The 12,326-nt window shown below is 57.0% G+C and carries 13 protein-coding genes; 8 read left to right on the forward strand and 5 right to left on the reverse strand.

Going from position 1 to position 12,326, the window contains the following annotated elements:
• Positions 1–30: 30 nt before the first annotated feature.
• From der to proC, 6 genes are all read left to right on the forward strand, one after another.
• Entirely contained in the window at positions 31–1,398 is a 1,368-nt protein-coding gene (gene der, locus PMIT1303_RS05395; protein ID WP_063397903.1) for a ribosome biogenesis GTPase Der, read from the forward strand.
• 3 nt (positions 1,399–1,401) lie between these two features.
• Complete coding sequence (locus tag PMIT1303_RS05400) at positions 1,402–2,316, forward strand: energy-coupling factor transporter transmembrane protein EcfT (RefSeq protein WP_063397838.1); 915 nt, start codon at positions 1,402–1,404, stop codon at positions 2,314–2,316.
• Between the two features lie 17 nt (positions 2,317–2,333).
• Positions 2,334–2,600, forward strand: coding sequence for a PipX family protein (locus PMIT1303_RS05405; protein ID WP_011129584.1), 267 nt, complete (start codon positions 2,334–2,336; stop codon positions 2,598–2,600).
• A 7-nt stretch (positions 2,601–2,607) separates the two neighbouring features.
• Positions 2,608–3,285: a YggS family pyridoxal phosphate-dependent enzyme gene (locus PMIT1303_RS05410; RefSeq protein ID WP_063397904.1), complete on the forward strand. Its 678-nt coding sequence runs from the start codon at positions 2,608–2,610 to the stop codon at positions 3,283–3,285.
• Between the two features lie 127 nt (positions 3,286–3,412).
• Positions 3,413–3,997 (forward strand): cell division protein SepF, encoded by a 585-nt coding sequence (locus tag PMIT1303_RS05415; RefSeq protein WP_063397839.1) that lies wholly within the window; start codon positions 3,413–3,415, stop codon positions 3,995–3,997.
• Between the two features lie 7 nt (positions 3,998–4,004).
• Positions 4,005–4,829, forward strand: coding sequence for a pyrroline-5-carboxylate reductase (gene proC, locus PMIT1303_RS05420; protein WP_231901347.1), 825 nt, complete (start codon positions 4,005–4,007; stop codon positions 4,827–4,829).
• Position 4,830: 1 nt separating this feature from the next.
• Here proC and PMIT1303_RS05425 read toward each other — a convergent pair whose 3' ends face one another.
• The 5 genes from PMIT1303_RS05425 to hpf are packed head-to-tail and all read right to left on the reverse strand — an operon-like array spanning position 4,831 to position 9,528.
• Positions 4,831–6,009 (reverse strand): glycosyltransferase family 4 protein, encoded by a 1,179-nt coding sequence (locus PMIT1303_RS05425; RefSeq protein WP_063397905.1) that lies wholly within the window; start codon positions 6,007–6,009, stop codon positions 4,831–4,833.
• 30 nt (positions 6,010–6,039) lie between these two features.
• A complete protein-coding gene (locus PMIT1303_RS05430) occupies positions 6,040–7,455 on the reverse strand; it encodes an MFS transporter (protein ID WP_063397841.1) in 1,416 nt (471 codons plus the stop codon).
• Positions 7,442–8,245, reverse strand: a complete 804-nt coding sequence (recO, locus tag PMIT1303_RS05435; RefSeq protein ID WP_063397842.1) for a DNA repair protein RecO — start codon at positions 8,243–8,245, stop codon at positions 7,442–7,444. The genes PMIT1303_RS05430 and recO overlap by 14 nt, the downstream gene beginning before the upstream one ends.
• Positions 8,242–8,925 (reverse strand): deoxyribose-phosphate aldolase, encoded by a 684-nt coding sequence (deoC, locus tag PMIT1303_RS05440; protein ID WP_063397843.1) that lies wholly within the window; start codon positions 8,923–8,925, stop codon positions 8,242–8,244. Before deoC ends, recO begins: the two co-directional genes overlap by 4 nt.
• A gap of 15 nt (positions 8,926–8,940) precedes the next feature.
• The gene (hpf, locus tag PMIT1303_RS05445) at positions 8,941–9,528 is read right to left on the reverse strand and encodes a ribosome hibernation-promoting factor, HPF/YfiA family (RefSeq protein WP_011826750.1); all 588 of its coding nucleotides are present in this window, start codon (positions 9,526–9,528) and stop codon (positions 8,941–8,943) included.
• A gap of 12 nt (positions 9,529–9,540) precedes the next feature.
• On the opposite strand from hpf, the gene lipB reads away from it, so the two are divergent.
• Positions 9,541–10,272, forward strand: a complete 732-nt coding sequence (gene lipB, locus PMIT1303_RS05450; RefSeq protein WP_063397844.1) for a lipoyl(octanoyl) transferase LipB — start codon at positions 9,541–9,543, stop codon at positions 10,270–10,272.
• A 155-nt stretch (positions 10,273–10,427) separates the two neighbouring features.
• Entirely contained in the window at positions 10,428–12,293 is a 1,866-nt protein-coding gene (locus PMIT1303_RS05455; RefSeq protein ID WP_369818710.1) for an AMP-binding protein, read from the forward strand.
• Positions 12,294–12,326: the final 33 nt, after the last annotated feature.

Consider the following 12,326-nt stretch of genomic DNA (forward strand, 5'->3'; position numbering starts at 1 on the left):
GGTCGAGAATGATTGCAAGGATTCAGCCAAGTGGCGCGTCCGATTGTCGCCATCATCGGTCGCCCCAACGTCGGCAAGTCCACGCTGGTGAATCGACTTTGTCGCAGTCGCGAGGCGATTGTTGATGACAAGCCTGGCGTCACCCGCGATCGCACCTATCAGGATGGTTTTTGGGGAGATCGTGAGTTCAAGGTGGTCGACACCGGTGGCTTGGTCTTCGATGACGACAGTGAGTTTTTGCCCGAGATTCGCGAACAGGCCAACTTGGCTCTGGCGGAAGCCTCTATAGCACTGGTGATTGTTGATGGCCAGCAGGGTGTTACGGCTGCAGATGAGTCGATCGCTGAATGGTTACGCACGCAACCATGCCCCACTCTGGTGGCAGTAAATAAGTGCGAATCGCCAGATCAGGGTTTGGCGATGGCGGCCGAGTTTTGGCGTCTTGGCCTGGGAGAGCCTTTCCCGATTTCTGCAATCCATGGTGCTGGCACAGGTGATCTGCTCGATCGTGTGCTCTCTCTTCTGCCGCCAAAGCATGAGGAGGCAGAAGAGGATGAACCGATTCAGATGGCCATCATTGGCAGGCCCAATGTGGGTAAATCAAGCCTGCTCAATGCCATTTGTGGTGAGCCACGCGCGATTGTTAGCCCGATTCGTGGCACCACCCGCGACACCATCGATACACGTCTTGAACGTGAAGGCCATCCTTGGAGACTGATCGATACAGCTGGCATACGCCGTCGGCGCAGTGTGAATTACGGCCCTGAGTTTTTTGGCATCAACCGGAGTTTTAAGGCGATTGAACGCAGCGATGTGTGTGTGTTGGTGATTGATGCCCTTGATGGGGTCACAGAGCAGGATCAGCGCCTGGCCGGCAGGATTGAAGATGATGGCCGCGCATGCGTGCTGGTGGTGAACAAATGGGATGCGGTTGAGAAAGATAGTCACACCATGCCGATGGTTGAAAAAGAGCTGCGCGCCAAGCTTTACTTTCTCGATTGGGCCACGATGTTGTTCACCTCTGCACTCACTGGGCAGCGGGTGGAAAGTATCTTTGCTTTGGCAGCCTTGGCGGTTGAGCAGCACCGTCGTCGGGTGAGCACCTCGGTGGTGAATGAGGTGTTGAAGGAAGCCTTGAGTTGGCGCAGTCCACCAACGTCCCGTGGTGGTCGCCAGGGACGCCTTTATTACGGCACTCAAGTGGCGAGCAGGCCGCCTAGTTTCACCTTGTTTGTCAATGACCCAAAGTTGTTTGGAGATACCTACCGCCGCTATGTGGAACGACAGTTACGAGAAGGGCTTGGTTTTGATGGCACTCCCTTGAAGCTTTTTTGGCGTGGTAAGCAGCAACGGGCTGCCGAACGCGACCTGGCTCGTCAGCAGAACCGTTCGGGATAAGTCATGGACTGGTTGCGTCAGCTTCCGATCGGGCAGTACGTGGCTGGCAACTCCGGTTGGTTGCGTCGTCTCGATCCCCGTTTGAAGCTGGCTTGGGTGTTGATGTTCCTGCTCACGCCAGTACTGGCTGGCTCGTTGTGGCGTATTGGTTTGGTTGTTGCGCTTCTCTTGATCACCTTGGCCAGTGGTCTGCCGGTGCGGATCTGGTGGCGATCGTTGCTGCTGTTGCTGTTTCTGGGTGCTCTTGTGGGGCTGTTCGCCATGATGTTGCCGACGGGGGAAACCGCTGCCACCCTTGCTGTGCGCTCGCCGCAGGAACTGCCGGGGGCGAGTGTGACCAGCCTGTCTTGGGAGTTGCTGCGGCTTGGTCCCCTGCGCCTTGGTCCTTTGGCATTGGGGCCCTTTGTGGTTAATCGTCGTTCTGCTGAGTTGGGATTAAACACAGCCACTCTCATCTTCACTGTGGTGCATAGCGTCAACTTGATGTTGCTCACCACCCAGCCGGAGGATTTGGTTTGGGCTCTGAGCTGGTGCCTGGCACCGCTGGCCTTGATTGGTGTGCCTGTCGATCGGCTTAGCTTTCAGTTACTGCTTGCCTTGCGCTTTCTACCCCTGGTGCAGGAGGAGTTGCAGAACCTATTACGGTCTCTAGCTAGCCGAGCCGTGAACTTGCGGCAGTTGGGTTTCAAGGCCTCTTTGGGTTTGATCCTTTCAGTGGGCGAACGCCTCTTGGCCAACATCCTCTTGCGAGCTGAGCAAGGAGCAGACGCTTTGCTTGCTCGTGGCGGTCTTTGGTTGCCGCCCGATCAGTTCCGCCCTCAGGTGTTATTGACTGGAGCGTCCCTTTGGCTCAACATCGCTTCGGCAATGTTGCTGCTGTTTGTGCTTGGCTTGCGTGGGAAGTACGGTGCTTTGTAGATGATGAACTGTTGCAGGTGAGCGCCGAGCGCTATCTCAATCACCCCACGTTCGGAATGCTCTATCTCGTGGCCCCCGCCGGCGATGGTCGAGACGTTTACGCCACGCTCTATGCCCAGCGGATGTTTTTTCTCGTCACGCTGCAACCTCGAGGGGCGCAGTTTGAGGTGATTCCCTATCAAGACGCGCGCCATTACGCCGAACTTCATCTGACCCATTGTCGGCGTGATCGCTCCCCTGAGTACGAGAGTTGGCAGCAGTTGTTTGCTCAGACCTTTATCTGAGGTTGATGTGACGTTGTCTGCTCGTTGGCACGATCTGGTTGATCGGCTTGCTGATGGAGTTCATCTTTTGGCTGTGAGTAAGGGGCATCCCGCAACTTTGATCCGTCAACTTGCCGAGCTTGGTCAGCAGGATTTTGGCGAGAGTCGCTTGCAGGAGGCTTTGCCCAAGATGGAGGCCTTGGCTGATTTCAAAGGTCTGCGTTGGCATTTCATTGGACGTCTACAGGCGAACAAGGTGCGGGGAGTGGTGAGATCCTTTGCCGTGATCCATTCCGTGGATTCTCTGGCTTTGGCAGAACGCATTGCAAGAATTGCTGCTGAAGAGCAGTGCTGCCCGCAGGTGATGTTGCAGGTCAAATTTCGGGATGATCCCTCTAAGGGTGGTTTCTCTCAAGAGCAGCTCAAGCAGGCCTGGCCCGATCTGATCCAGTTGTCTCATTTGCAGTTGATTGGTCTGATGACAATGGCTCCTATAGAGCTTTCACTCGAGCAACGCCAGGAGCTTTTTCGGCAGTGCCGTGAACTTGCAGATCAGCTTGGTTTGCCTGATTGCTCGATGGGAATGAGCGGTGATTGGCTTGAAGCTATGCATGCAGGGGCTACCTGGTTACGGCTGGGGTCAATTCTCTTTGGCGCGCGTTCAATGGCTAAGTCTTCTTCCGTAGATGACATTAATGCTGTCTAAACCCTTGCCCCGGCCTACTTAGAGCGCTATTTAGGTGTCAGGTTAAGCAGTCTTCCTCTAAGGGGAACTTACCTTCAGTCGGTTTTAAGCCGATTTACGTTCACATCATCGCGAGAGGATCCCAACGGTGTCGCTTATTTCCCGTCTTCGTGCTGTCGTCGCTGGTGATGACTATCTCGACAGCGATTACGACGACCTCGATTACGACACCGATGACCATATGGAGGTTGATCACAGAAGTGATCATGCCAGTGGCGGTGCTTTGGCGACGCCATCAGACTCCAGCCCTTTTGATCTCGGTGGGGGGTTCTCCGGTTCCAATGTGATTGGTATGCCAGGGGTTGGTTCGACTTCTGCTGAGGTGAACCTGATGGAACCAAGGAGTTTTGATGAAATGCCTCGTGCCATTCAGGCCCTGCGAGAACGCAAGACTGTGATCCTCAATCTCACGATGATGGAACCTGATCAGGCGCAGCGTGCGGTGGATTTTGTTGCTGGTGGCACCTTTGCCATTGATGGTCACCAAGAGCGGGTAGGAGAGAGCATTTTTCTCTTTGCTCCTAGTTGTGTCACGGTTTCCAATACCAGTTATGACGAGGCTTCTGCACCATCGATGGTGAGTCAGGATCACGATTCAGTACCGTCATCGTCCCAACAAACTGGTGCGGCACCTGTTCCGGCCTGGGAGGTCACCAGCGCTGGTGGCCTCTAATCACTCCATGCCCTGCTCTTTGGGGGTAATCGGCCTGGGTCGAATGGCTCAGGCTCTTGTTTTGCCGCTGTTGAAGCAGGGAGAGCTTGCTCCGCAGCAGGTTGTTGCGCTAGTTGGCAGTGGCGCAAGTGTCGAACGTCTCGCAGACCAGCTGCCAATCGGTCTGCGTTTGAAAGCGGCAGATGATCCCACTGCGGCAGAGGCATGGATGGCGCCCATTCAATTGCTAGCGGTGAAACCGCAGCAGCTTGATCAGATAGCAGCTTCAGCAGCTCGTCTTAAGCAAACTGCAGATAGACCGCAGCTGTTGATTTCTGTGCTTGCTGGCGTGAGCTTGGCTCGTTTGCAGCAGGCTTTTCCCGCTCATGCCTGTGTGCGTGCCGTTCCAAATACCCCTGCTTTGGTAGGAGCTGGGCTCACTGGATTGTCGTGGGGAGAGGGAGTCACGGCAGAGCAACGCCTAGCGGTTGAGCGATTGTTTTTGCCGGTGAGCGAGGTGCTGGAATTGCCGGAGTCGCAGCTGGATGCTTTTTTGGCGTTGACGTCATCCGGTCCTGCCTATGTGGCACTGGTGGCTGAGGCGATGGCTGATGGTGCGGTAGCGGCAGGCCTGCCGAGATCCTTGGCCCATCATCTTGCTCATCGCACCCTTGCTGGCACAGCAGCCTTGCTTAAGGAGCAGAAACTGCATCCTGCGGAACTTAAGGACATGGTGACCTCTCCGGGTGGCACCACGATTGCCGCACTGCGCAAGCTTGAGCGGGCCGGGGTTCGTTCTGCTTTGATTGAGGCGGTTGTTGCAGCTGCTCAACGTAGCCGTGAACTGGCTTGAGTTAGGCCGCCATCTTTGTCGCCCCTAATAAGCCGCGGTAGAGCGTTTCCAGGTCATCGATGTTGCGGGTGATGGTGTATCGCTCCAACACGCGCATACGGGCGCGGCGGCCCAGTTCGGCTGTTAGTACGGGTTGATCGCGGAGCACCGGCAGCAGGGTGCGTAATTGGCTGGTGACACCCTGTGTGCTTAAGACGATGCCCGCACCGCTATCCAACACTTCCCCATCAGCCCCGGCGTCAGTAGCCACGCAGGCTGTACCTGTTGCCATGGCCTCTAGCAGTGCCAGAGACAGACCTTCGACCAGGCTTGGCAGGAGGAAGACTTCAGCGCATTGCAGTAGGGCCACCTTGGTATTGAGATCTGACTCATAGCCCCACCAGAGCACGTCGTTTTCTTTTGTTGGGGTTGAGTTGTTTTGCAGGGTCGAACGCAGAGGGCCATCGCCAACGATGACCAGTCGGCAGCCCTTGGTCTCTACCAGCCGCCAAGCGCGCAGCAGTGCCTCCACATTTTTTTCTGCTGCGATGCGTCCCATGTAGAGGAAAATTCGTTCATTTCCCACACGTCCAAGCACCTCTTGCTGCATTGGGTTGCTGCATTGGGGACTTGTTGGTGCCCAACATTCAGGATCGACGCCATTGGGGATCACGGCGAGTCGTTGTTCCTGTACTCCAAGTTTGGTAAGAACCTCAGCTTGCAGCTCGGAGAAGACGATCACCTTGTCATAGCGAGCCAGGGCAGGGGCGTAGAGCTGATACGTGAGCTGTTGTGTGCCAGCCGTGAGGTGGCGCATGCCGCTATCAAATGGTGGGTGGAAGGTTGCCACCAATGGCACACCGATTTGCTCGCAGAGTTCTGGCAGCCGGAAGTCGAGGGGGGAAAGGGTGAGGCTGGCGTGAACGAGATCGGGTTGCAGTCTTTCTAATGATTCCCTGAGTTCTCGCTGCGCTCCTGGGAAGGGAATGGTGTAAACCTGTGACTTCACCAGGTATGGCAGGCTCACTTCTGGGTCATTGGCCAACAGTGCGCTCTCGCCGTTGCTAAGGCCGCCTGGATTGTCGAAGTGAATAAAACTGGTCTGATGGCCGCGTTGTCTTAGGGCCTCAGTCGTGTTGAGACCGTAGGTGACGTTGCCGCAGAACGGTGTTTTTTTGCCTAGCCAGGCAATGTGAGCCACCTGCTGCAATCCTCCTGCCGAATGTGAAAGCTAGCAGCGCTGCCAAGGGCGCTCTAATAAAGCTGCTACTAGGGCAAGTGCAGCAAGCAACCACAGCACTGGCACGAGCCCATAGCTGCTGACCAGAGCGCCAGCCAGCACAAGAGGCAGACTCAGGGTGATGTTGATGAGGTTGTTTTGTAGACCAAACACCTTGCCGCGCTGTGCTTCTGGCGTGTCTTCTTGAATGGTGGTCTGGGCTGGAATCGCTACAAGGGCTGCTCCCACGCCCAGCAAGCCGCATAGCAAAAGAGTTGGCCCGAGAGAACCAAGGACTCCCCCAAGCAGCACAAGGGTGCAGGCGATTGTGCCCAGGCCGGTTGCACACAAGTTGCGGCGGTTGAAGCGGTGGCCGGTTTGGGCCATCATCACAGCCCCCAGGGCCATCCCAATCCCACTCATCGCCAAGATCATGCCGAAACCAGTTGGCCCCAAACCTTTGATCGAACCTGCCAAGGTGATGGCCAGCACGTACATGGCGGCTAGCAGGCTATAGATCACAACAAGGTGGAGCATGGCCCCTCGAACTGCAGGCTGTTGACGAAGCACCTGCAGACCATCGCCGATTTCCTTCCAGACGCTTTCTGTGGAGCTGTCGCGAGGTTGCTCCTGCATCTGGATCGTGCTCAGGCTGATCGCTGCCATGCCGTAGCAGAACGGTAGGAGCAGAAATTCCCCTCCATTCAGTCCTAGGGAGAGGAAGGCTTGTTTGAGGAGACGCAGGATTGGATCACCAAGGGCAAAGCCCACAATCGTGGCGCCCATGCTGGTTGCTTGATACAGGGAATTGGCAGCCAGGAGATGTTCCTTTGGCACCAGTTGAGGGATGGTTGCTTGCTCGGCTGGCGCGAAGAATTGGGTGAGAACTGACTCCAGAAAGGTCATCACCAGCAGTGCCCAGTACCCCCAGCTGAGACCCAGCCAATGGGGACCTGGCAAGAGACAAACTGGTGCCAAGAGCACCAGCAGAGCACGCAGCGCGTTGGAGGCCACCATCACGCGACGTTTCGGCCAGCGATCAGCCCAGACACCCGCCACGGTTCCCAGCAACATTGCTGGAATGGTGTTGGCTACATAAATGCCTGTGGCAAGCAGGGTGATCTTTTGGGCGCGGGTTTCGAAATCCATCCGAATCGCCGCTGCCACCTCTGCAAGCGCCTCATTGCTTTGAGGGGTACTGCTCACCCAGTACTGGGCAATCAGGTACACCATCAAAACGATGTAGAACTTGTCGGCCAGTTGGGAGAAGATCTGACCGATCCACAGCCGGCGAAAGCCATCCAGCTTGATCACCGCTGCCAATCCGCGGCGTCCTTCTGGATTCGAGCCGGTCGGTAGGGCCGGTTCGGGGCTGTTTAGAGTTGGACCGCTCAAGATGCTTGTGGTGCCGAGGTTATGTTCGCCCATCGCCTGAGCTGATGATGGCCTCGCGCAACATCCCTAGAGCTCGCATGTGATGTGGCAGATGGGTGCGGATCCAGCACTCCACTACAGCGAGCAAGCGCAGCCACACCTCTGGCGGACCCATCAACTCGCCATCGCGTCGCATGGGCAGGTCAGGGCGAAGCAGCCGCTGCAATAGGGCTAGCTCTGAGGCATTCAGTTGCAGTGCTGCGCCGGGTAGGGCGCCGATTGCAAAACCCTCTTCTGGCATCAAACTGCAGCGCCATTCCCATTGGCCCAGGGGTGGCTCCAGCGCTGTGCCGTTGCGACAGCATTCCTGTACTGGCAGGCCATAGCCACCTAGAGCAAGCAAATGCACGCACGCCTGCACGCTGCAGGCCAGGGTTGTGTTTGGCTGCGCTGGCTGGGCTTGGCTGAGGGCCTCGAGTCGTTCGAGATGCATCAGCAGTGTGTTGAGCAGTCCAGGTAGAGGATCGTTGCCTGCTACCAACATCAGGCTGAGTTCTGCAAGGGCCTGGGCTGCTGCCAGTGTCTCTAGCTGTTCCCCCACACTGTTAAAGCTGCGCAATACCTTGAGTTGCCGCACCCTTGCTAGGCCTCGGCGTCCTGCGACTTGCAGCTCCAGCAAGCTGAGTGGCACTGCTGCCGCAAGGCTGCTGCGTGGTCGTCGCGCCCCAGGTACGGCAAGGCGAGTCACTCCTTCTTGATCGCTGAGCAGAGTGAGAAGTCGATCATGTTCCCCGAGCGGTCCCACCTTCAAAGAGAGGCCGTTGAGGCGTCGTTCTCCACTCACGTTTGGCCACGGCGGAGTGCCTGCATCAGAGCTGGGCCTTGGCTTGTACCAAGACGGGTTGCGCCTGCTTCCACCATGTCGAGGGCTTGCTCGAGAGTGTGCAACCCCCCGGCCGCTTTGATTCCGCAACGACCACGAGCCAGGTTTGCTAGCAGACGAATATCAGCTGCCGTTACTGCTGGGCCGAAACCATTCCCACTTTGCAGCCCGCTGACGTCAGCATCGATGGCGGCGTCGACTGCCAAGCTCAGGCTATCCGCCGGCAGGCGGGCCATGTTGAGGATGACGTGTACAGGCAGCCCTAGTGCACAGATCTCGGCGAGTTCTTCGGCAAAGAGTTCTGCTTTGCCTTGGCTTAGGGCCCAGAAGTCTGGAACCACATCGAACTCTTCAGCTCCATGATCGGCGGCCCATTCCGCTTCGGCTTGTTTGAGCGTGCTTGGTATGGCACCGAAGGGAAAAGCGATCACGGCAATCAGCCGCGTTGGACCTGGAGGACCGAGTCGTTCGCGCGCCGCCTGCAGGCGATTGAGGTTGGTGCAAACACCTGCAAAGCCGAAGTGACGTGCTTCATCACAGGTCTGCTGCAGGACCTCTTGATCAAGGTGGGGATCGAGCAGTGCCTGATTGATCAGTGGTGCTAGATCCGGTAATTCACGCTGCTGGGAGGGTCCAGGCATCAAGATTGCTCATGCTTAATCTCGAGCCTGTATAACCCCGTAGCCGCCATGGTTACGTCGGTAGATCACCTGCAATTGGCCACTTTCTTGTTCGCGGAACAGGTAGAAGTCATGGTCGATCAGATCTAGTTGATGCCGAGCTTGTTCGACGCTCATTGGCGGCATGGCGAAGTATTTGCGCCTAACGCCTGGGCTGGGGAGGTGGGCCTCCTTGCCATCGAGTAGTGAACCGTCGATCGGGGCTTCATCGATTACCGCTTCAGTGGTTGGCGTTGACGAGGCTCGATGCCCGGGGCTGTGATGGTGATCGCTGTGGCGTTCCTTGTAGCGGCGTAGTTGACGGCAGAGCTTGCTGGCTACCAGATCAATGCTGGCGTAAAGGTTTTCACTGCGTTCTTGAGCGCGGATCACGGTGCCGTTAGCAAAAACGGTGACCTCAGCAGTCTGTTGAGGCACGCTCGGGTTTCGGGCGACTGAAAGGTGCACATCAGCTTCCTTCACCATGTCTTCAAAGTGTTGAATCGCCCGCTCCAGTTTTGATTGTGTGTATTCGCGTAGGGCAGGTGTTAGTTCAAGATTGCGTCCATGGATCAGCAGCTTCATGGCATCCCTCCGGTGCCGATTGATATCGGCAAGTTAGGTACTACCTCTACATCGGCACAATCCCGATCGACTTTTCTGTTTGAGTGCAGTGAGCCAGTGCCCTTCGAGATGGCTTGGCTTTGGCAGCAGCAGTGGCAGCAACAGTTGTTTGCCAAACCCCTTGCTCCGCAGGCAGTTTGGCTGTTGCAGCATCAGGCTTGCTACACCCTCGGTCGCGGTGCAAGCGAGGCCAATCTGCACTTTGATGTCAACAATCCGCCTGCTGCGTTGCATCGCATTGATCGGGGTGGTGAGGTGACCCACCATTTGCCTGGGCAGTTGGTGGTTTATCCCGTGTTGGATCTTCGGCGCTATCAAACCGATCTGCATTGGTATCTGCGTCAGCTTGAGCAGGTATTGATTGATGTTTTGGCTGTTTTGGGATTAGCAGGTGAGCGCTTGCAGGGACTCACCGGGCTATGGCTGGAAGGTCGCAAGGTGGCTGCGATTGGCGTGGGATGTCGTCGCTGGATTACTCAACATGGATTGGCTCTCAACGTGGATTGTGATCTTGAGAGCTTTTCCGCCATTGTCCCCTGCGGCCTGGTGGGTCACCCGGTGGGTCGGCTGAATCAATGGATCCCTGGGCTCACGGTGGCGGAGGTGCAGCCTCTGATGCGTCAGAGCCTGAGTGACCGTTTCGGTTTGGTTTGGCAGATCCCAGAGTCTCTGGCCAAGCCAGGGGCATTTGCGTCCGATGCTTAGCGCTCTTAGCGCTGTTTGCATTGAAGATGTCAGATGAGGTAGCAGCAGGTAGCAGATTGAAAGACGACAACCATGAGGGTTCTCTAGCCAAGGCGGTTTGGCGCCCTTCTCCACATGAAGAAGATGGATTAGCGCATCAGGGTCATGTCGCCCAGATGGGCCGCGTTGATCAGATCTGGCTTTGGTTGGCGCACAAGCATGGCCAAATCCTGGCGGTTGATGCTCCTCATGCGACTCATCCTGAACGCTTTCGCTATGGAGAGCTTGCTGAGCAGATCGCTTTAGCTGCTGCTGCGTTCAGCCATCTCGGCATCGGCGCTGGAGATGTGGTGGCGTTTTTTGCTGAAAACAGCCCCCGCTGGTTGATTGCGGATCAAGGTTTGATGCGCACTGGTGCTGCTAATGCGGTGCGAGGAGCGACTGCTCCATTGGAAGAGCTGCGCTACATCCTCGCGGATTCAAGCGCTGTTGCCTTGGTGGTACAGAACGCTGAGTTGTGGCACAAGCTTGCCCTTACCGATGAGCAGCGCAGGCCTTTGCGCTTGGTTTTACAGCTTGAAGGTGAGCCCGCTGATGGAGTGATGGGGTGGCAGGAACTGCTTGCTGCAGGAGCGGGTCAGCCTGCACCAGATCCCTTGAAGGGACGCGATTCCGGCTCAGCGGCAACTGTGACGGCCACGATTCTCTACACCTCTGGAACAACAGGGCAGCCAAAGGGTGTGCCCCTTAGCCACGCCAACCTCCTCCATCAGATGAGGTGCTTGGCTTGTGTAGCTTTCCCCTCTCCGGGTGCGCCGGTGTTGAGTGTGTTGCCGATTTGGCATGCCTACGAACGCAGCGCTGAGTATTACTTTTTTTCGTGTGCATGTACCCAGAGCTACACCACGATCAAGCAATTGAAGCGGGATCTGCCGCGGGTTAGACCGATCGTGATGGCGACGGTGCCGCGGCTTTGGGAGGCGATTCAGGCGGGCTTTGATGACGCGGTGAAGGGTATGCCAACAGGACGACAACGCTTGCTGCGGATGGCTCTTGCCAACAGTGGCTCGCAACGAAAGGCTTGGCGTAGGTCTCGTAATCTGCTGCTGGAGCCGGTGCCGTTGACCACCCGCACGCTGGCTTTGCTGGAGGCAACGCTGCGCTGGCCTTTGCATGGTCTGGCGGGTGCTCTGCTCTGGCCCAAGGTGCTGAATCAGCTCTGTGGGGGGCGGCTACGTTTTCCCATTAATGGTGGTGGAGCGATTGCACCCCATGTGGATGCCTTCTTTGAGGCGGTTGGACTGGAGCTGCTGGTGGGCTACGGCCTCACTGAGACAAGCCCAGTCGTCAGTTGCCGAAGGCCTTGGCGCAACATTCGTGGCAGTTCAGGACCGCCTCTTCCTGATACTGAGTTTCGGATCGTGGACCCTGAAAGCGGCGCGGCTTTGATGTTCCGTCAACGTGGCCGTGTGTTGGTGCGGGGGCCTCAAGTGATGGCTGGTTACTTGAGGAAACCAGAGGCCACAGCCAAGGTGCTTGATGGGCAGGGTTGGTTCGATACCGGTGATTTGGGAATGCTGTTGCCCGATGGCTCCTTGGTGCTGACTGGTCGCGCTAAAGACACGATTGTGCTCAGTAGTGGCGAGAACATCGAGCCTGGTCCGTTGGAGGCGGCATTGGTGGCGAGTCCACTGCTGGAACAGGTGATGCTTGTGGGCCAGGACGAGCGGCAGCTGGCTGCACTGGTGGTGCCAAGGGAGGAGGAAATGCTGGCTTGGGCAGAGGATCAGGGATTGTCGATGCAGACTGGCCTGAGTGGATCTCCTGGGGATGAGGCGTTGCGGCGCTTGCTGCGCGGCGAACTCAATCGATTGCTGGCTCAGCGCTCAGGGTCTCGGGCGGATGAACGCTTGGCGGGTGTCGCTCTGGTCGAGGCGTTCACGATCGAGAACGGTTTGCTGACTCAGACTCTCAAGCAACGGCGCGATCGGATCACGCTCCGAGATGGGGCATTGATTGCAGCCCTTTATGGTCGCTGTTGATTTCGTTTTCAGCCGGCAGTTGACCTCATGGTC

Origin of the sequence: Prochlorococcus sp. MIT 1303, from assembly GCF_001631965.1 — a bacterium.
Taxonomy (GTDB): domain Bacteria; phylum Cyanobacteriota; class Cyanobacteriia; order PCC-6307; family Cyanobiaceae; genus Prochlorococcus; species Prochlorococcus marinus_D.